Raw genomic sequence first — 19199 nt, forward strand, 5'->3', positions numbered from 1 at the left:
AAATATTCTTTTTCTTAATATTTTTATAAAAGTTTTTTTCGTATGAAAAAGATTACCTAAAGTTAACATTGCTATTCGGAACTCTTTGATTTTGTAGAAGCTTTAAGATCTATCTTTACAGGAATACCTGATTCTAACTTAAAACAGATTGTTCAGGAAATCAGGATAAACGGCCATAAAAAAAGGCGCTTTCAGCGCCTTTATATAAGAGAAAAGTATGTTTAGCTAAACCAGTTATTATAAGGAATACGGCTTATAATTAAAAGTAAACCTATTAAGTAAAAGATGGCTATTTTCCCAAATTTACCTTTGCCTGTCACCTGCTTTTTATGTTTAGACCACCCTATAGTAATAAGCGTAATGGCTATTAAATTGGTTAACGGATGCTCTACCAGTAGTAACCTTGCTTCTGCGTTTTTCATGATACCTCCCATCCCCAATTCACTCCATAAAGAAAAGCGCTCGGAAATGAAATACAGAACCAGCCCTATGAGCAGTTGTATATGGGAAAAAATAAGCGCAAAAAGGCTTATTCGCAAGTCCTTGTTTTTAAAATCTCTGTTTCCGGCATATCCCATAAGGGCATTTATACCGGCAAACAATATTACTAACAGAGCCAGATAGGCCCAGTAGGAATGTAATACTTGTATAGCTTCGTACATATAGAAAGTGATTAAAAGGTTTTACGCAAAAATAAGGAATATCAGAATAAAATAGTGGGTTTATGATTATGGAAACCGCCGTTTACCTCTCTACGAAAGTAACAACATCTCATCCCATTCAGGATCAAAAGGTGCAATGGCACCCATAAGGGAGAGGCCCAAACCGGCATGTCCCAGTAAAAACCCGGTAAGATCTCTCCTCTCAAATGCTCCCGAATGTGTTCCGGAACCGGAGATCTGAAAGTGGCCTTTACTAATGTTTTGCAAGGTAATTTGATACCAGTAATTGGATGCAAATTTAAAATCGTCCATAGCGGTGGTTCGGTACAATCTATTAAAAATATGAGCTATTCCGGAAGTGCCGTGGCACATCCAGACATCTCTCACAGCATTGTCTTCCAGATTTTTACGATGTGAATTGTACCTGAGCATTCGTAGGGTTTCATCTTCCAAAGCATCATCCTTTAAAGCCTTCGATGTATTAAGAAGTACTGCCAGAATACCCAGATCTCCATAACACCAGGATAACTTGGAACCTGTTACCGGTACCGTTTTGTCGAATATAATTCTATTTGGAAAAAAACAATTATGCTTTCTGGAATCCAGGCGGTTTTTTAGAGCCAGTTGAACAACGAGATAAATGATCTCCTTACATTTGGGAACGTTAATCTGTTTTTGGTATGCTTTGGTTAACACAGCTACCAGGCCAAAGACACCATGCGATACCCCCAGATTAATACTGGCATTTTGATGCTCTTTGTCATTTTCCATAAAAAAACGATAGGGGTCATTTGCTGCTACTGTATGATCATAGAGGAAGTCTATAGCTTCGGCTATAACACCTTTAAAATCGACACTATTCTTTCTGCTTAAACAATACAACAGCATACCTGCTACTCCATAAAAAAACTCGTAATTCCCTTTTTTAAGAGTAAGTCTTATATTTTCTGTTAGGATGTGATCTATTTCCGGATCGTTAAAAGCATTATCAATTTCAACAAATCGGGATATGTGTTCCAGGAACCAGCCTATTCCGGCAATACCCGAGGAGTACAAACTGCTTTCCAGGGTTTCCTGTTCTAAAATATCATAGTATTTTTCAAGCTTCTCAATAGCCGTATCAAGATATTGTTCATCTTTGGTAAGATCATGGTAGTAGAAATAAAAAAGAATCTCTCCCGGTAACCCTCCGTTAACGGTATATAGGGTATTATCATACCGTCTCATAAAAGACGAGATCATGTCTAACTGCGAATGGATCTGATCTGAAAAACTGTACATGTGTTTTGAAACTGATTTCCGGAGGCGTTTTAAATAAGATCTTCCGGTACATTTATTACTAATTTTGAACTCTCTTCATTCATGGTTTGAAAAACATCAAATACCGGATCCACTTGTTTTAATACCTGTTTATTTTCGGTATCCAGGCGTAAAAAACCAAAACTATTTTTTTTCAGAAACTCCACATCAATAGGCTCCCATCTTGCTTTGAGGCGATCGAAAACCGCCGGAACATTCGTTTCTGTATATTGGGGCATTAAGGCATAATTTACCCCTCTGCGTTGTATTCTTTCTTTTGCAATTTGATCATTTGAAATGCACTCGACAACCATAAATTCAAATTGATAGTACTTTGCAATTTCATATATTTCTCTGCGTAGTTGTTCTGTGGTAAAATTAGTGTCGGCTATTACGTTACTTCCTTTTTTTAAGGATGCTACCATACGATAATTAAACTCTATAAAAGCGAGGAAATTCCTTTTTTCATCATACGCTGTAAAGCCCAGGTCTTTTCTAACCTCATCCAGGCTATGAACCACATAACTGTGATTTTTGCTAACTATTTGCCGGGCTATCGTAGTTTTTCCGGTACCCGGCAATCCGCATATCATTATTAATTTTGCCATTATTCTTCTATTAACAAGCTTTCGAAATTAACATTTGCACAACCGTCTATACAATCCCATATTCTCTCTGTAAAATGCTTAATGGTGCGTTCATCACTTTGCATGGCTTCCAGAAATAAACTCCCAAAATGAGTATCGGGAAATTCATCTATCACAAACCGCTCCCTAAAACCTGGATCAGACAAATACGTATGTAGCTTGAAAAAAGTATGTTGAAAAACACATTCTTTACCCAAAAATTTACTGTACCAGTTAAAGGCTTTTTGAAGGAACAGATAATAATACATCATCACAGGATACCCGGAAGGATGCTCTTTTAGCAGTTCTTCTTTATATTTCCAGAGATCATATACCTCCATTTGCATAGCACTTTGAGACGGCAGAGGGAAGTCACGCTCCATATATACCTGCGCTTCTCTCTGTAAGTGCGCTATTTCTCCGGTTTTATCTAATAGAATTTTACCTCTGGCTATCATACGGGCCTGAAAACGGGAGTGCATTTTTAGCTGTTCATAAAACAACTGGTAGGTTTCCGTTATAGGGTTTCCCAGGTAAGAAACCATATAACCGTTAATATTTAAAAGGCCTTTATCCCTTTTAACTGTTGAGGCTCCATAAATGATCCGAATATCTATATCGGAGTCTTCTTTAGCGTTCCCATATGCATAACTTCCCACCAGTAAAATCCCCAGCACTGCTTCCTTTTTTTCAAAAGCATAAATAATTCTGTTAATAGTTTCAGAAACCGTCGTATCGTGTACCATTAATAGTATTTAATTTTGGTAAATTTACGGTATTCAAGTGACATAAAATCTTATGAAAAATACAAATTATGCAAAAATTGCAGCTACCTACGATGCCTCTTCAAAGCGGCATATAATCAATAAAGACCCTATCATAGAGCTTTTAACCAGTACCAAAAACCCCATACGTATATTAGATCTGGGATGCGGCACCGGTAATTACCTGGCCAGACAAAAAGAAAGCTTTGCCAAAGAGCAAATTGAATGGTACGGGATCGATAAGTCTGCCGAAATGTTACAAGTAGCTAAAAACAAGCTTCAGAGTGTACATTTTACCAATGTTGCCGCAGAAGAGTTGCCTTTTGAAGATTCTTTTTTTGACTACATAGTATGCAACCATGCCTATCATCATTTTATAGATAAAACCACGGCTTTTGATCATGTAAAACGCTGCTTAAAACCATACGGACATTTTGCTATTAACAGTATTTACCCTCCCTATATGAAAAACTCATGGATATATCATTATTTTCCTCAGGCATTTGAAAGAGATAAAGAACGTTTTCTTGGCAAGGAAGCATTGTATGCTTTTTTCTCAAAAGCCAAAGGTTTCAAAACGTATTTGGATATACATGCTACGGTAAAGGAAGTTTCTCTATCCTATGTGCAGGAAGAGGCCTCCCTGCGCAATTATTCTCAACTGGATGTGGTGGACGATGATGTATATAAAAGGGGACTCGACCGGATCGCTCATGCTAAAAGTAAGAATGCGGAACAGGTTTTTGATTATGCCAAGATATTCCTGCTGGCAGTAAAAACAAAAAACCCATCCTGACAGGATGGGTTTTTTAAGTTTTATAAATAAACTTCTTAGTCGAAGATATATCTTACGCCAAATTGCATTTGCCATCTTGAGCTGGCAATGTCACGGTCATCAAGATCGATGAATCCATCTTCCAAACGGTCAAATCTTCTCGGGTCAAATGAGAAAGTTGGGTTAGGCCCTCCGGATCTGGTTTCGATAAGAGAAACCTCATTTCCGGGAACAAATCTTCTTTTACCCCAGTCTTTATTGATGAAGTTTGTAAAGTTAAAGATATCAGCAGTTAACTGAAGCGTATGTGTCTTGTTACCCACTTTAATACCGAAATCCTGAGCAAAACGAAGGTCTATAATGTGGTTCCAGGGTCCCTGTACCCCGTTACGCTCGGCGTACTCGCCTCTTCTTCCGTTAAGGTAATCATTACCTTCAATAAACTCATTAAGAGCCTGCCACTGCTGATCTGCAGTAAATACTACATTACCGTCTTCCACGATATCTACCAGGTTTATTTCACTCTGGTCACGTGGTATATAAATAAGAGCGTTATCTCTTGAATCGTCCCCTAAAAGATCTCTCCCTTCTCTATAGATAAAGGAATAGGGTGCGTTTTGAGATCCTTCATAGAAAAGACCAATGGTTGACTTGATCGTTTCTGTCCACTTAAACTCATAAGAGATGTTTGAAGTGATCCTGTGACCCTGATTAAAGTCTGAACGGGTAACAGGAAGATCAGAGTTTTTACCGTTTACGGTTTGGATGTTTCTCCACTGCGAACTGTTTTGAGATGAGGTACCATCAAAAATAGCGTTGGCTTCACCGTAAGAATAAGAAACTGACCCCTGGAAACCATTTTCAAATGGTTTTGTTAAGGTAAAAGCCACATTCCAGGAATCACCTGCGCTTGTGTTGGAAGCTAAGATAACCCGATTATACGTGTCAACAATACGGTCACGAGAATAAAAAGGTCTGTTGTCGGCCCCAACGAGGTTTCCAACAGGGCCTCCAATATTAAGGTTTTGATAATAAACGTCTGTAATATTATCGTTCCAGATGAAATCAGCACTGGCTACCAGACCCCACAAAGGAAGTTTTTGGTCAACTGCCAGGTTCGTTCTGAATCGCTGAGGTAATTTAAAATCAGGCGTAAATATGTTGATATCACCTCCCAAACCTCCTGATCCGGGTTGAACATGAACAGGTTGCTGGTTTACATCAGGGTTAAACGTTACATTACCCCCTAAATCACCTTCATCGGTAAAACCACCGGTTACCCCGTTGTTGTTAAATGTGGCAGCAGGCCATACTAAAGGAATTCTTGAAGTAAAGATACCAAGACCCCCGCGAATTTGAGTGCTACGGTCTCCGGTTACATCCCAGTTAAAACCTACTCTTGGCGAAACGTGTACAATTGAATTTATACCACGGCCTACGCGAGCCCCCTGCAGGTCTTTGCCGGCAGCTTCCAACAAAGCTACTCCTCTGGTATTAAAGTCTTCGTTAGCTGTTCCGTTTTCAAAGAAAGGAACATCAAAGCGAATTCCGGCAGTTACTTTAAGACGGTCGTTAAACTGAATTTCATCCTGTACGTACAGCCCTAGCTGAAACATATCAAATTCAGCAGCCCCGGCAGAAGCGTCCCCTATAGCATTCCCTCCAACAAGAGAGTATCCTTTTTCATAAACGTCAGCCGCACCACCATTAACAAAATCGTCTATAGTATCGAAAATATAGAAACCAAAGTTACTGGGGAAGAACAGATTTTTAATACTTGAAAACTCATTGTGCGTACCTAAAGTAATAGTATGCGCCCCTTTATAGATCTCAAAGTTATTGGTAATAGTAAATACATCCTGATCTAAAAGGTTAGCGGTTGAAAAACGTTCAGAACCAAACCTAAGACCCTGATTTGAAAAAGGGTTGTTACCATCTGAAATTACTACCGAAGGGAACGGATCTCCGCTAGGATCTCTGTCATCTCTTACTCGGGTGTATCCTAAGATAAAGCTGTTAGCTATATTGTCTCCCTGATAGTTCCACTCCAATGATCCGGAATGTGTAGTATTCACAAAAGTTTCAGAACCACTACTAAAACCAATTCTGTTATTATTTGAGTTTCTGGCCTCCAGATTATCTGCCTTTACGTAACGATAGGTTAAGATAAGCTTGTTTCTTTCATTGATATTGTAATCAAATCTCGTTGTAATCTTATCACTTACTAATGTTTGTGCAGCATCAAAAACACCGATATCATATCCATATCTGCTATCTACGAATGCACGTAGTGCCTGAATTTCTGCTAATGAAGAACTTCCCTGATAACGAGCATCAAAATCATACGGTTGCGGTACTTCCCGATCTTCTCTTTCGTAGTTGAAGAAGAAGAACAATTTATCTTTAATAATAGGGCCTCCTATACGGGCACCATAAGTGTTTGCTGTAAATTCTGCCAGTCTTTCTCTTTCACCACTAGTTAAGCTTTCCGGAGTTTTACCAGCCAGTTTTTCATTACGGAAGAATGCATACGCAGACCCTTTCCATTCGTTGGTACCGGAACGGGTAATAGCGTTTATGGCACCTCCGGAGAATCCACCAATTCTAACATCAAAAGGTGCTAACTGTACCTGAAAAGTTTCAATCGCATCAACTGAAAAAGGGTTAACCCCGGTCTGGCCTCCATTGGTACCAGAACCTGCCAAACCAAAAACGTCATTATTTACGGCACCATCTATATAAATAGCATTATATCGGTTATTTTGCCCGGCAAGTGAAATAGAGAATCCGTCATTATCTTCCCTTATTTGTGCCTGAGGTGTTATTCTCACAAAATCTACAATAGAACGTGAGGTTTGTGGCAATGTCTGGATGTCTCTTTGTGATACCGAAGTTTCCGCACCTGTTTTGTTAGGTCTGAAAAGACCTGTACCCTGCGCAGTAATAACTACCTCATCCAGCGCAGTAGCTGATTCCTGCATCTGTGCACTAATTCTGGCGCGTTCACCAAGTGCTAAGAAAAGGTCTTCTTTAACGAAATCATTAAAACCAATATAAGAAATGGTTATTCTATAAGGACCTCCCACACGCATGTTGGATATCCTGTAAAAACCGTCAAAATCGGTTACGGCACCATAGGTGGTACCGGTAGGAGTATGAATGGCTACTACATTTGCACCTGGTAGCGGTTCACCCTGATTGTCGGTCACCTTACCTCCTAAAGAAGATGTGGTAACACCTTGTGAAAATGCAGTGGTAGCTACCAAAGCTACGACCACAGTTAAAAACCAATTGTAAATTGCTTTCATTTGTTATTTAGTTTGTTTTGTGGTGCAAAATTGGGACTAATTGTAGTTATGCATATTAAGCTAATGTTAAATGTTTTAACATAGTTTATGAAAAAAGCTGTAAAACTCAGTTAGTTATTTTACAGCTTTTTAACATTTTAGTGACAATTTCCTGGTCTAAATCCTGTTTTTGTTAAAATGTTTTAACAAGTTTATGGTAGATGCATCATGATCTGTAAAATCTCCGGTTTTCATTTCCTTTAAAATTTTCGAAGCCAGTTGTTTGCCAAGCTCTACTCCCCATTGGTCATAGCTGTAAATATTCCAAATTACGCCCTGAACAAAAATTTTATGTTCGTATAAAGCAATGAGTGCTCCCAATGAAAAAGGTGTCAGTTTATTAATAAGTATGGTAGTGGTAGGCTTATTTCCATCAAACACCTTGAATGGAAGTAATTCAGCAATTTCATTTTCCGGCAAATTGATGGCTTCAAGCTCTTTACGCACTTCTCCGGAAGACTTACCATGTAAAAGTGCTTCTGTTTGCGCAAAGAAATTGGCCATTAATTTTGTATGATGTTCTTTTTCACCATGAAGGGGTTCAACAAAGCCAATAAAATCGGCCGGAATTAGTTTTGTACCCTGATGAATTAACTGGAAAAAAGCATGTTGCGAGTTGGTTCCGGGTTCTCCCCAGATAACGGTTCCGGTCTGGTAATTGGTTTTGGCGCCATTTCTATCAACACTTTTTCCGTTGCTCTCCATAATACCCTGTTGCAAATAGGCTGAAAACCTGTTGAGATATTGGGTGTATGGAATAATGGCTTCGGTTTCGGCTTCGAAGAAATTATTGTACCAAACTGTTAACATTCCCAGAATAACCGGAATATTTTGGCGCAACGGAGCCTTCCTGAAGTGCGTATCCATTTCACAGGCGCCTTTTAAAAGGGCTTCAAAGTTTTGATACCCTATTCCCAGGCTTATGGATAATCCTACGGCACTCCAAAGAGAAAATCGTCCTCCAACCCAGTCCCACATAGGAAATACATTCTCATCTGCAATCCCAAACTCTCTTATTTTGGTAAGGTTGGTGGAAACGGCTACAAAATGCCTTTCTATATCTTTGGCCTCTGCGTATTGCAAAAACCAGTTTTTTATGGTAGTGGCATTTGAAAGGGTTTCCTGAGTGGTAAATGTTTTGGAAACAATAACAAACAGTGTGGTTTCGGGATCGAGGGTTTTAAGGGTTTCTAAAACATGGTCTCCGTCCACATTACTTATAAACTTTAATTGAAGATGGTTTTTGTAAAACTGTAAGGCCTCGGTAACCATAGCAGGGCCAAGATCAGACCCTCCTATACCTATATTTACCACATGGGTAAAGGTTTTATTGGTAAAACCGGTTCTGGTGCCAGAGATCACTTCCTCAGAAAAACGCTTTATATGCCTTTTAACCGCTTTTATTTCGGGAACTACATTTTTCCCATCTACCCTAATATCTGCATTTTCATCAGCCCGAAGGGCAGTATGCAGAACTGCGCGCTTTTCGGTTTGGTTAATGACGTCTCCTGAAAAATATTTTTCTATAGCATCCTGAAGGCCTGAACTTTCTGCAAGTTTTATAAGAAGTTCTAATGTTTTGTCTGTAACACGGTTTTTGGAGTAATCTACCAGAAAATCATTCCAGCCAGTGGTAAGGCGATGGGCTCTTTCGGGATCTTTAGCAAACGTTTCTTTAATTGAAAGGTTCTTAATTTCTTCAAAATGAGCACAAAGCTCTTGCCAGACCTGAGTATCTGTAGGATTCACATTACGTAGAGCCATGGAGGTTGGGTTTAGTTTAGTTCGGTTAGAAATTCTTCCTGCTCTTCATAAATAGGAATGCAATCTAGTTGATCAAGTAAAGGCTGAATAAATTCTAAATACTTTTGCTTTAATTCCGGTTTTATAGGCTCTGCAGAAGGGAGATCTTGCTTGTAAGGATCAACCTGACGACCGTTTTTCCAAAACCGATAGCAAACATGAGGGCCACTGGCTAAGCCGGTACTTCCCACGTACCCAATAACATCTCCCTGCTTTACAAATTGCCCTACTTTGGCGGCACGTTTTGACATATGCAGGTATTGGGTTTCATAGGTGCCGTTATGTCTAATTTTTACATAATTCCCATTTCCTGCGGTATATCCTGATTTGGTTATATAACCGTTGGCGGTAGCCATGATAGGCGTACCCCGGGGTGCTGCATAATCTGTACCTTTATGGGCTTTCCATCGTTTTTGTACCGGATGAAATCTGCGGGGTGAATACCGCGATGAAATACGGCTAAATTTTAACGGAGCTCTTAAAAAAGCCCTTCGCAATGTGTTCGCTTCATCATCATAGTAATCAGAGATCCCTTTTATGGAGTCTGTTTGAAAATTAAAAGCATAAAAAGGTTTTCCATTATGCTCAAAATAGGCCGATTTAATGCGTCCGGCTCCTGCATAAATACTGTCGTCTATATAGAGCTCATCATAAATCACTTTAAAACGGTCTCCGGACTGAAGCCTGAAAAAATCGACCGTCCATGCATAAATACTGGAAAGCTCATTAATTACATTATAATCTATTCCCTGCTCTAAAATAGCCTCAGAAAGTGTGCTGGTTATCACACCGGAAGCTTCTCTTTCTAAAAATTTCACAGGTTTTTGGTGTTTGTATGCCTGGATCACAGAGTCTCTGAAATCTACCACCGTAAAATTAACCTTATCATGCTGGTAGATAAAAACCTGTGCCTGTGCCGAGGTGTCTTTTGATTTGAGTATGGTATAGGGTTTTCCGGCACGTATTCTCCTAACATCAAAAGTATCCTGAACGGTAGAGGTGATCTGTGCTATTTTTGGATAATCTACTTTATGGTTCAACAGAATTTTACCAAAGCTGTCTCCTGATTTAATGGTATCTTTTTCAACCTGATAGTTGTTGAGATTAAAACCGAATTCAACAATTTCCTGTACTGCCTTTTTCACTACCTTTACCGGAGGTGCTTTTTCTATTTCATGCTCTTTTTTGCAAGCGGTAACGGCCAGCAATGCACACCATAAAACTAATCCCTTTCTGATCATTAAAAATTCGTTTTTTCAGGGTTAAATTGATGATCTACCCATTGTTTCCCCCATTCTTCTTTTTCTTTATAAGTCCAAATTTCAGGAAAAAAGATGATTTTTTGAAAACTTGGAGGCAAATATTCTTTCCAGTTGGTGCCTCCGGTAGCCTCTAGCTTTCCTTTTTCTTTCCTCAAATATCTGTATGCAGAACCCATATGCATTAGAGGCCAGAGTATGTTGGCACTTACATCAAATTTCCTTAACGCTTTGATAAGCTCTGCAGATCGTTTTTCTTTTTCGGGAAGTTGAAGGTATTTATGATAAATAGTAGATAACTTAACTTCTTTCGCAATCCGCATAAACCGTGGCGTATATCTATATTCAAACTGTTTAAGGGTTAACGTTTTTTCACCTGTTTTCGTATTGGTAGCCCCTTTTTTCCAATAAATATTTTCATAGAGCTCTTCGAGCGAGTTTTTTTCTGAAAATGTATCCCTGGCAGCGGGATGTAGCAAATTCTGCATAGGGGTTGCATAAAACTCGATCATACGATATTGAGCAGACTGAAAACCACTGGCCGGAAGCAAAGACATACGGTATAGCAAAAACTGTTCCTTCTCCATGCCATTGATCATGATCTCAAAAGAAGAAATAAGTGCTTTGTAGTAATTATTTATACGACTGATGCGGCTTTCAAAAAAGGAAGCGTCCTGAAGTTTATCATCTATGATCTGTTTTTGTTCATGAATAATAAGCTTGAAATACAACTCCGTGATCTGATGATACATTATAAAGATCTCCTCATCAGGGAAATAGGTTCTGGGTATTTGAAGACTTAACAGGGTATCGAGGTGTATATAATCCCAATACGTAAGATACCTTTGATGCAACAGGCCTTCCAGATAAGAACCCAGATCCTGACCTGAGTTCTTATATTTATCAGCAAGTTTATTTATTTTTTGGGCAATGCCTGGATCTATATCCATTTTACAGGGTTACATTTTTATTCTAAACTGGTGTTTGAGCCCTTTAAAGGCATCCAGATCTGCCTTAAGGGAACCAATCGCGAGGTCTGCTTTAACTCTTATGGGAATAAGGTTCATATCGTCTGAAACCCAAAGCGTAAGGCTTTCCTGTTCCTTAAAAACTCTTCCAGATTGTACATAGGGCCTAAATTTAAGACATTTTACTTTACCAAACTTTGAACGAACGGTTTCTCTGCCTATAAATTTAAGCTTGAATACAAATGTTTCATCATCATCATACAACATATTCAGGCTAACCGATTCTCCTACTTTAAGATCTCTGGGGCTGTAATAGTTTCTAAGATAGTAAAATGCAGAAAGGAGATCCTGCACATCTTCGGGAGTTGAAAGTGTGGTTACTTTATTTTTTTTACGATCAAAAACCACTGCTTTTCGTTCTTCGTGATTAAAATTGATCTCCAGGTCTTTTGTATATCCGCCTTCGTCAATCTGCCTTATAAATTTATAGGGTTTTCCATCCTGTTTATCAAAGTAGCTTTCGTAGTTATCATCTACTTTAAAAAAGAGTCTCGCGAGCCCTGTGGTTTTTCCTTGTCCTATAACATGGTAAATAGGTTTTCCGTTCAAGTAATCCTCCCTAAGCTCCAGGGTAGCATAGCTTGCATTCAATATCCCGTAATGCACTCTGAATTTAAACCATTCGCCAGCCTGAAAACGAGAGGTACTGCCTGCATTGTAAGTAGTAAAGGCCGTACTAAATAAAAACGCGATTATGGCCAGTATCTTTTTCATCATTCGTCATAATTGGTGTAAAAATAAGAAAATCAAATACATTATTCTTTGAGAATTTGTTAAAGGGATATTATTAAAATGAAAAAAGCCCGGATTTTACACCGGGCTTTATTAACCAACCAAAACTTTAAATTATGAAAACTTTACTTAAAACTAAAGGGCACCACCCCTTTAGTTGATACAAATTTACTTCACAAACCTATAATTTCCATAGGTTTTCACACACTTTAACACAAAGGGGTCTGAGTTCTTAATAAGAAGGCTCATTTTTTAACATCCTTTAGTATTTCCATAAGTTTTACAGGGTTCCACGCAATTGTTGTTCCCTTTCAATAGCCTCAAAAAGGGCCTTAAAATTGCCCTTTCCAAAGGACTGCGCTCCCTTTCTTTGAATAATCTCAAAAAACATGGTAGGACGATCAAGTACAGGTTTGGTAAAAAGTTGAAGCAGGTAGCCTTCATCATCTCTGTCAATCAATATACCGAGTTCTTTAAGTGGCTCGAGGTCTTCATCTATTTCTCCCACCCGATCCAGCACAGTTTCATAATAATTATCAGGCACATATAAAAACTCTACACCTCGTGCTTTTAATTGGGAAACGGTTTCAATAATGTTATCGGTGGCCAGCGCTATATGCTGAACTCCGGCACCATTGTAAAACTCTATATACTCCTCGATCTGGGATTTTTTACGCCCCTCTGCAGGTTCATTTATAGGGAATTTAATGCGTCCGTTCCCATTGCTCATCACTTTACTCATGAGCGCTGTATATTCGGTTGAAATATCTTTATCATCAAATGAAACCAACTGTGCAAAACCCATTACGTTTGCATAGAATTCGCACCATTTGTTCATTTCATCCCAACCTACGTTACCTACCATATGGTCTATGTATTTTAAACCAACTTCAGCAGGTTTGTATTCGGGGTTCCAGGGTTTATAGCCCGGCATAAAAACACCTTTATAATTTTTACGTTCTACAAAGATATGAATGGTCTCTCCATAGGTATGAATACCAGATAATACTACTTCACCATTCTCATCTTCAAGCCGTTTTGGTTCCATATAGCCAACGGCACCGCGTTTTGTGGTTTCTTCATAGCTTTTGGCAGCGTCATCTACCCAGAGAGCTATAAACTTCACACCATCTCCATGTGCTTCTATATGCCGGTTGATATCTCCCCCCGATTGCAATGGCGATGTAAGTATGAGTCGTATTTTATCTTGTTGTAATACATACGATACCCTATCTTTCCGGCCGGTTTCCATACCGGCATAAGCAAGGGGCTGAAACCCCCATGCGGTTTGGTAATAATGGGCCGCCTGTTTAGCGTTCCCCACGTAAAGCTCTACATAATCTGTTCCCAGTAAAGGAAGGAAATCTTCTGCCTGAGGGACTATTTTTTCAAGATGTAAAGAGGTTTTATCAGTTTCCATGTTGTTTTATTTTTTAAATCTTACTCTATGAATTTTTTGTTTATTCCAGCCACGATTTGTGGTACGTTTCATCTGCTATTTTCATAGCTTCTTCGGTAACCATAAGTGGTTTAAAAGTATCTACCATAACAGCAAGTTCATCTGTTTTGGTCTGGCCAATACTTCTTTCTACGGCACCGGGGTGTGGCCCGTGTGGTATTCCTGCCGGGTGTAAGGAAATATGTCCTGCAGCGATATCATTTCTACTCATGAAGTCGCCATCTACATAATACAATACTTCATCACTGTCTATATTACTGTGGTTATAAGGTGCCGGAATACTTTCGGGGTGGTAATCATACAACCTCGGCACAAAGCTACATACTACAAAAGCGTCTGTTTCAAAAGTTTGATGCACCGGTGGCGGCTGATGTATGCGCCCGGTAATAGGCTCAAAATTATGAATGGAAAAAGCATAAGGATAATTATAGCCATCGTACCCTACCACATCAAAAGGATGAGTGGCATATACCATGTCAAAAATCGTATCCTGCTTTTTTACTTTCATCAAAAAGTCTCCTTTCTCATCATGTGACTCCAACTCATTGGGTTTACGGATATCGCGCTCACAAAAGGGAGAATGCTCCAGTAGCTGTCCAAACCAGTTTCTATAGCGTTTAGGAGTATAAATAGGGCGTCTGGATTCTACTATAAACAAACGGTTATCTTCCGTATCAAAGTCTATTTGGTAAATGACACCTCTGGGTACAAGCAGATAATCTCCGTATGAAAAATCAAGATTTCCCAGATGTGTTCTCAGCTTTCCGGAACCTTTGTGAATGAATATGAGTTCATCGGCATCGGCATTCTTGTAAAAATAATCAGTTATTGATTTTTTGGGTGAAGCCAGAATAATGGTACAATCTGCATTTGTGAGTACCGGTTTTCTGCTTTCCAGATAGTCATTTTCGGCAGGTACTTTAAACCCGTGAAATCTATAGGATTTCATATTGTTTATTATGGCTACGGAAGGTGCTGCGTTATACGAACCTTTTATTTCCTTAACCTGTGTGGGCCTGTGTTCATGATACAGATTTGAATACATCCCGTCAAAACCAATGGTACCAAATAATTGTTCATAGTACAAACTTCCATCTGGTTTTCGAAATATGGTATGCCGCTTCTGCGGAATTTTTCCTAGTTGATGATAAAAAGGCATTACAAAGAGTTTATGTTTAACGTATTTGTATAATATGATATGAAAGCGTATGCATTACAATGCATATCGGGTTTACTCATTCAGGATTTCTCTTAATGAGATAATGTAAGTGTTCCAGCAATGATGCCCAAAAGAGTGTCATATCACAAATATCGTAAATATTTACGTTTTTTTTGTAAAAGAAGCCTTAAAACCAGAAACCTACATTAAAAAACCATCGGGCTCTGTTCTCCGGAGACCAGGTATATTTAATCTCCACAGGGCCTAAAAAGGTTTCCAGACTGTACCCTATGGCATAGCCTGTATAGTCTGGTGTGGTAAACCATTCTCCGCTTTTAAAAAGGTCGTCCTGAGCATTGGCAAAATTGGCCGAAAAATTAAGGTGGTTCTTTCGAATGAACTCATAGTCTATTGTAGCGGTGGCTTTTACATAACTATCACCACCAAAACTTATAAAGTCGTATCCGTAAAAAGGAATAAAATTATTTATAAGGTCATTGCCATACCCTCCCAGAAGAAAATCGAGTGAATTATATTCTGTACCACCCAGCGTAAACCCGCCTTCTGTACTAAAGTTTAGTGCTACTTTTCTAAAAGGGGTAGTAGCTACTCCAAACTTGGCTTTCCCTATGGAAAACTGATCAAAATTTCCGGGAAAATCGGTAGAATAAAGATACAAGTGAAAATCCCCATCAATAAAAACTCCTTTTTTGGGAAAGTACCGGTTGTCATACGTATCCAGTTTCAAAAAACCAAAAGCACTGTAAATATCGCTATCTTCAAAAACGGCAGGCCCCGAACCTTCACTAATGGTCTCAGACTCATATCGCAAATGTTTATGCTCCAGGCCCATACCAAACGCAAATTGTTGTTTGATTACGGTTTGCACATAGATTTGATTAGTAAAATCACTCACTTCCACATTAATACGGTTTACCTCGGCATCTGGCAACCCTGCTTCCTGTTGGATCAATCGAAAATCCAGGCTTTTTTCAAAACCGTTATACCGGGAGCTAACTCCAAAGCTCCAATAAAAACCTTTATCAATATAATATTCAAAATTATACCTTACATTATCTCCCAGAATAACATCTAAAGAGGCAACATCATCATTGAAAAAAAGTCGTTTCTTGGTAACATTGATCAATGCACCGCTTTTATAAAGATCATCATAGTGTACCCCCATTTTCAAAAAAGTAGTTGATGTATTCTCTCTTAGGCTCATTTCCAGGTGTTTTCCACCTTCAAAAGGTGTTAACTGGTACCGTATGGCATAAAAATTGTTGGTGGCGGAAAGGTTATTTATACCCTGATCAAACTTTTCATAACTTATATACTCATCAAGTTTTAATCGCAACTTTCCTTTAATGTAAGCCCTGGTATAATCATCATTCCCTTGCATCGTTATTTTCTTAATAAGAATACTATCTGCTTTTTCAAATGCGGGTGCAACTCTGTAAGGTTTTGTTTTTTGTTTCCCGGCAAGCGCTACCAGGTCATCCCATTTTTGAAGGGCCCCTTCTTCGCCGGATTTGATAATTTGTTCACCTTCTTCAAATGAAATTACGGTAAATGCACTTATATCAGGCTTAATGTACACATCTGTTTTTCCTGATTTTAGTTTCATATCATTTACCGTTCTGTAATTGTTTATTTGAAGTAGAATGTTAGTAGCCGATGTAAGTGTTTCTCTTTTGGCAAGTGCATCCTGAACATCAACCCCTACGATCACATCGGCTCCCATGGCTTTTACTTCATCTATGGGATAATTGTTTACCACTCCTCCATCAATTAGCAGTTTATTGTCCAGCTCTACCGGTTCAAACAGGGAAGGGAAAGCGCCACTGGCACTTATGGCCTCTGGTAAATACCCTTTGTTAAGTAACACCGCCTCTCCGGTCTCAATGTTTGTAGCTACGCAGAAAAAAGGAATGGGAAGTTCATTAAAATCCTTCACATGGCTTACATGTTGAAGCAATCTGGAAAGGAGATTATACACATTTTGCCCTCGTGATATGGCAGAAGGGAACTTTACTTTAAACCCGGTAAAGGGAAGGGTAAGTGCATAGCGTTCCTGATCATCCCGCTCGTAAAAGGTTTTGACGTTTCTGGGAAGCTGATCCTGGATAAGTTTTTCAAATTCTACCTGTCTGAAAATAGAATCTAATTGTTTGGCAGAATATCCGGAAGCATACAATGCTCCTATAATGGCACCCATACTGGTGCCACCAATATAATCAATACGAATACCGGCTTCTTCAATTACTTTTAAAGCCCCAATATGGGCAAACCCTTTGGCACCACCCCCACTTAATACCAAACCTACTTTTACATCTTCACTTTGGGTTTGCTGCCCATACAGTGGAAGAAGATTTCCCAGCACCAAAATCCACAACAGTTTTTTCATTACCTGAAAATAGTTATTTTTCATGTAAGCTTTCATAAATTTTATGGGCTTTTGAGGGGCCTATTACTATTGACAGTTTATCTATAGAAGCTTCTTTTATTCTCTTTACCGATCCAAACTGTCTAAGCAGTTTATTGGCAGTTTTTTGGCCTATTCCTTCTATCTCTTCCAATTCAGAATCGAGAGCAGCTTTGCTTCGCTTATTGCGATGAAAAGTTATCCCGAAACGATGTGCTTCATTACGAAGATACTGTATTACTTTCAGGGTTTCCGACTTTTTATCCAGGTACAGGGGTAATGAATCACCCGGATAATAGATTTCCTCCAGTTTTTTCGCGATCCCAATAATAGCTATACGCCCCCTGAGATCAAGTTTTTCAAGGCTTTTTAAGGCAGATGACAATTGTCCTTTTCCGCCATCAATAACAATGAGCTGAGGCAACGGCTCATCTTCTTCTACCATTCTTTTATAACGTCTGTACACTACTTCTTCCATCGATGCAAAATCATCCGGACCCGTTACGGTTTTAATATTAAAATGGCGATACTCTTTTTTACTGGGTTTTCCATCCCTAAATACTACACAGGCTGCTACGGGATTGCTTCCCTGAATATTGGAATTATCGAAACATTCTATATGGTAGGGTTCTGAAGACAGTCTCAGATCTTTTTTCATTTGTGTCATTATTCTTTTCACATGTCGGTCCGGGTCTATCACTTTTGCCTGCTTAAAACGTTCCTGCCTGAAATGCCTGGCATTACGTTCTGATAATTCTACGATACGCTTTTTATCTCCCAGTTTAGGAATTGTTATTTTTGCGTTACCTGCTACATGTACTTCAAATGGGAGAAATATCTCATCAGATTGTGAATGGAATCTTTGCCTTAACTCAGTAATGGCCAGTTCCAGTAACTCCTTATCGGTCTCATCCAGTTTTTTCTTTAACTCTACGGTATGTGACCTTATAATAGCACCATAAGAAAGCTGCAAAAAGTTTACATAAGCATAGGTTTCATCAGACACTATGGAAAAAACATCTACATTGTTAATACCCGGATTAACAATGGTAGATTTTACCTGATAGTTTTCGAGTATTTCTATTTTTTCTTTTACTTTCTGAGCTTCTTCATACGCCATGTTGGCTGCCAGTTCTTTCATTTGATCACGAAATGATGCCAATGAACCTTTGAAATCTCCTTTAATTATTTTTCGTATCTCAGAGACTTGAGCTTCATACGCATCTGCAGTCTGCAGGCCTTCACAGGGACCTTTACAATTCCCCAGGTGGTACTCAAGACAAACTTTGTACCTACCGGCCTCAATTTTTTCCTGAGAGAGGTCATAGTTACAGGTTCTAAGCGGGTAGAGCCCCCGTATAAGGTCAAGCAGGGTGCGTACTGTTTTCATGCTGGTATATGGCCCGTAATATTCCGAACCGTCTTTAATAAGTTTTCGGGTGGGAAAAACGCGCGGGAACCTTTCTTTTTTAATACATATCCAGGGATATGATTTATCATCTTTCAATAAAACATTATATCGAGGCCTGTATTTTTTTATGAGATTATTTTCAAGTAAAAGGGCATCTGTTTCTGTTTGCACCACAATATGTTTTACTGTTGTGATCTTACTTACCAGTACCCGGGTTTTTCCGGTATTGTGATTTTTTTGAAAGTATGAGGCAACCCTCTTCTTAAGGCTTTTAGCCTTTCCTACATAAATAATTTTATCATTTTTATCATAGAATTCATATACTCCCGGGCTGTCGGGAAGGGTTTGAATTTGTATTTGAACCGGAATCTTTGCCATGGCTTTCAAATATGAGTCTAAAGATATAAATGATAATAATTTTCAAACCTGTTTTAGTAAATTATATTTTTT

14 protein-coding genes are annotated in these 19199 nt (G+C 38.8%); 1 reads left to right on the forward strand and 13 read right to left on the reverse strand.

Features of this window, described 5'->3' with window-relative positions; genetic code table 11:
- Positions 1 to 221: 221 nt before the first annotated feature.
- The 4 genes from WAO84_RS12780 to WAO84_RS12795 form a co-directional block, all read right to left on the reverse strand.
- Entirely contained in the window at positions 222 to 662 is a 441-nt protein-coding gene (locus tag WAO84_RS12780) for a hypothetical protein (protein ID WP_340066247.1), read from the reverse strand.
- 90 nt (positions 663 to 752) lie between these two features.
- Complete coding sequence (locus tag WAO84_RS12785; protein WP_340066248.1) at positions 753 to 1943, reverse strand: lanthionine synthetase LanC family protein; 1191 nt, start codon at positions 1941 to 1943, stop codon at positions 753 to 755.
- Between the two features lie 29 nt (positions 1944 to 1972).
- Positions 1973 to 2569: a P-loop nucleotide/nucleoside kinase family protein gene (locus tag WAO84_RS12790; RefSeq protein WP_340066250.1), complete on the reverse strand. Its 597-nt coding sequence runs from the start codon at positions 2567 to 2569 to the stop codon at positions 1973 to 1975.
- On the reverse strand, positions 2569 to 3333 hold the full coding sequence (locus WAO84_RS12795) for a nucleotidyltransferase domain-containing protein (protein ID WP_340066251.1): 765 nt from the start codon (positions 3331 to 3333) through the stop codon (positions 2569 to 2571). Before WAO84_RS12795 ends, WAO84_RS12790 begins: the two co-directional genes overlap by 1 nt.
- 52 nt (positions 3334 to 3385) lie before the next feature.
- Between WAO84_RS12795 and WAO84_RS12800 the strand changes: the two genes are divergently transcribed.
- Positions 3386 to 4147, forward strand: coding sequence for a class I SAM-dependent methyltransferase (locus tag WAO84_RS12800; RefSeq protein ID WP_340066252.1), 762 nt, complete (start codon positions 3386 to 3388; stop codon positions 4145 to 4147).
- A gap of 35 nt (positions 4148 to 4182) precedes the next feature.
- On the opposite strand, the gene WAO84_RS12805 is transcribed toward WAO84_RS12800, so the two are convergent.
- From WAO84_RS12805 to uvrC, 9 genes are all read right to left on the reverse strand, one after another.
- Positions 4183 to 7434: a TonB-dependent receptor gene (locus WAO84_RS12805; protein WP_340066253.1), complete on the reverse strand. Its 3252-nt coding sequence runs from the start codon at positions 7432 to 7434 to the stop codon at positions 4183 to 4185.
- A 156-nt stretch (positions 7435 to 7590) separates the two neighbouring features.
- Complete coding sequence (pgi, locus tag WAO84_RS12810) at positions 7591 to 9237, reverse strand: glucose-6-phosphate isomerase (RefSeq protein ID WP_340066254.1); 1647 nt, start codon at positions 9235 to 9237, stop codon at positions 7591 to 7593.
- An 11-nt stretch (positions 9238 to 9248) separates the two neighbouring features.
- Positions 9249 to 10517: a M23 family metallopeptidase gene (locus WAO84_RS12815; protein WP_340066255.1), complete on the reverse strand. Its 1269-nt coding sequence runs from the start codon at positions 10515 to 10517 to the stop codon at positions 9249 to 9251.
- Positions 10517 to 11485: a tryptophan 2,3-dioxygenase family protein gene (locus WAO84_RS12820; RefSeq protein WP_340066256.1), complete on the reverse strand. Its 969-nt coding sequence runs from the start codon at positions 11483 to 11485 to the stop codon at positions 10517 to 10519. The genes WAO84_RS12815 and WAO84_RS12820 overlap by 1 nt, the downstream gene beginning before the upstream one ends.
- 9 nt (positions 11486 to 11494) lie before the next feature.
- A complete protein-coding gene (locus WAO84_RS12825; protein WP_422614489.1) occupies positions 11495 to 12277 on the reverse strand; it encodes a DUF3108 domain-containing protein in 783 nt (260 codons plus the stop codon).
- 298 nt (positions 12278 to 12575) lie between these two features.
- On the reverse strand, positions 12576 to 13715 hold the full coding sequence (hppD, locus tag WAO84_RS12830; protein ID WP_340066258.1) for a 4-hydroxyphenylpyruvate dioxygenase: 1140 nt from the start codon (positions 13713 to 13715) through the stop codon (positions 12576 to 12578).
- A 40-nt stretch (positions 13716 to 13755) separates the two neighbouring features.
- Positions 13756 to 14913 (reverse strand): homogentisate 1,2-dioxygenase, encoded by a 1158-nt coding sequence (locus tag WAO84_RS12835; RefSeq protein ID WP_340066259.1) that lies wholly within the window; start codon positions 14911 to 14913, stop codon positions 13756 to 13758.
- Between the two features lie 187 nt (positions 14914 to 15100).
- Complete coding sequence (locus tag WAO84_RS12840) at positions 15101 to 17344, reverse strand: patatin-like phospholipase family protein (protein ID WP_340066261.1); 2244 nt, start codon at positions 17342 to 17344, stop codon at positions 15101 to 15103.
- Entirely contained in the window at positions 17334 to 19127 is a 1794-nt protein-coding gene (gene uvrC, locus WAO84_RS12845; RefSeq protein WP_340066263.1) for an excinuclease ABC subunit UvrC, read from the reverse strand. Before uvrC ends, WAO84_RS12840 begins: the two co-directional genes overlap by 11 nt.
- Between the last annotated feature and the right edge of the window lie 72 nt (positions 19128 to 19199).

Source organism: Ascidiimonas aurantiaca, from assembly GCF_037646345.1.
GTDB lineage: Bacteria > Bacteroidota > Bacteroidia > Flavobacteriales > Flavobacteriaceae > Ascidiimonas > Ascidiimonas aurantiaca.

Coding starts and splice junctions, on each gene's coding strand:
- WAO84_RS12780 (WP_340066247.1), bottom strand. CDS start 662: ATGTACGAAGCTATACAAGTATTACATTCCTACTGGGCCTATCTGGCT.
- WAO84_RS12785 (WP_340066248.1), bottom strand. CDS start 1,943: ATGTACAGTTTTTCAGATCAGATCCATTCGCAGTTAGACATGATCTCG.
- WAO84_RS12790 (WP_340066250.1), bottom strand. CDS start 2,569: ATGGCAAAATTAATAATGATATGCGGATTGCCGGGTACCGGAAAAACT.
- WAO84_RS12795 (WP_340066251.1), bottom strand. CDS start 3,333: ATGGTACACGATACGACGGTTTCTGAAACTATTAACAGAATTATTTAT.
- WAO84_RS12800 (WP_340066252.1), top strand. CDS start 3,386: ATGAAAAATACAAATTATGCAAAAATTGCAGCTACCTACGATGCCTCT.
- WAO84_RS12805 (WP_340066253.1), bottom strand. CDS start 7,434: ATGAAAGCAATTTACAATTGGTTTTTAACTGTGGTCGTAGCTTTGGTA.
- pgi (WP_340066254.1), bottom strand. CDS start 9,237: ATGGCTCTACGTAATGTGAATCCTACAGATACTCAGGTCTGGCAAGAG.
- WAO84_RS12815 (WP_340066255.1), bottom strand. CDS start 10,517: ATGATCAGAAAGGGATTAGTTTTATGGTGTGCATTGCTGGCCGTTACC.
- WAO84_RS12820 (WP_340066256.1), bottom strand. CDS start 11,485: ATGGATATAGATCCAGGCATTGCCCAAAAAATAAATAAACTTGCTGAT.
- WAO84_RS12825 (WP_422614489.1), bottom strand. CDS start 12,277: ATGAAAAAGATACTGGCCATAATCGCGTTTTTATTTAGTACGGCCTTT.
- hppD (WP_340066258.1), bottom strand. CDS start 13,715: ATGGAAACTGATAAAACCTCTTTACATCTTGAAAAAATAGTCCCTCAG.
- WAO84_RS12835 (WP_340066259.1), bottom strand. CDS start 14,913: ATGCCTTTTTATCATCAACTAGGAAAAATTCCGCAGAAGCGGCATACC.
- WAO84_RS12840 (WP_340066261.1), bottom strand. CDS start 17,344: ATGAAAAATAACTATTTTCAGGTAATGAAAAAACTGTTGTGGATTTTG.
- uvrC (WP_340066263.1), bottom strand. CDS start 19,127: ATGGCAAAGATTCCGGTTCAAATACAAATTCAAACCCTTCCCGACAGC.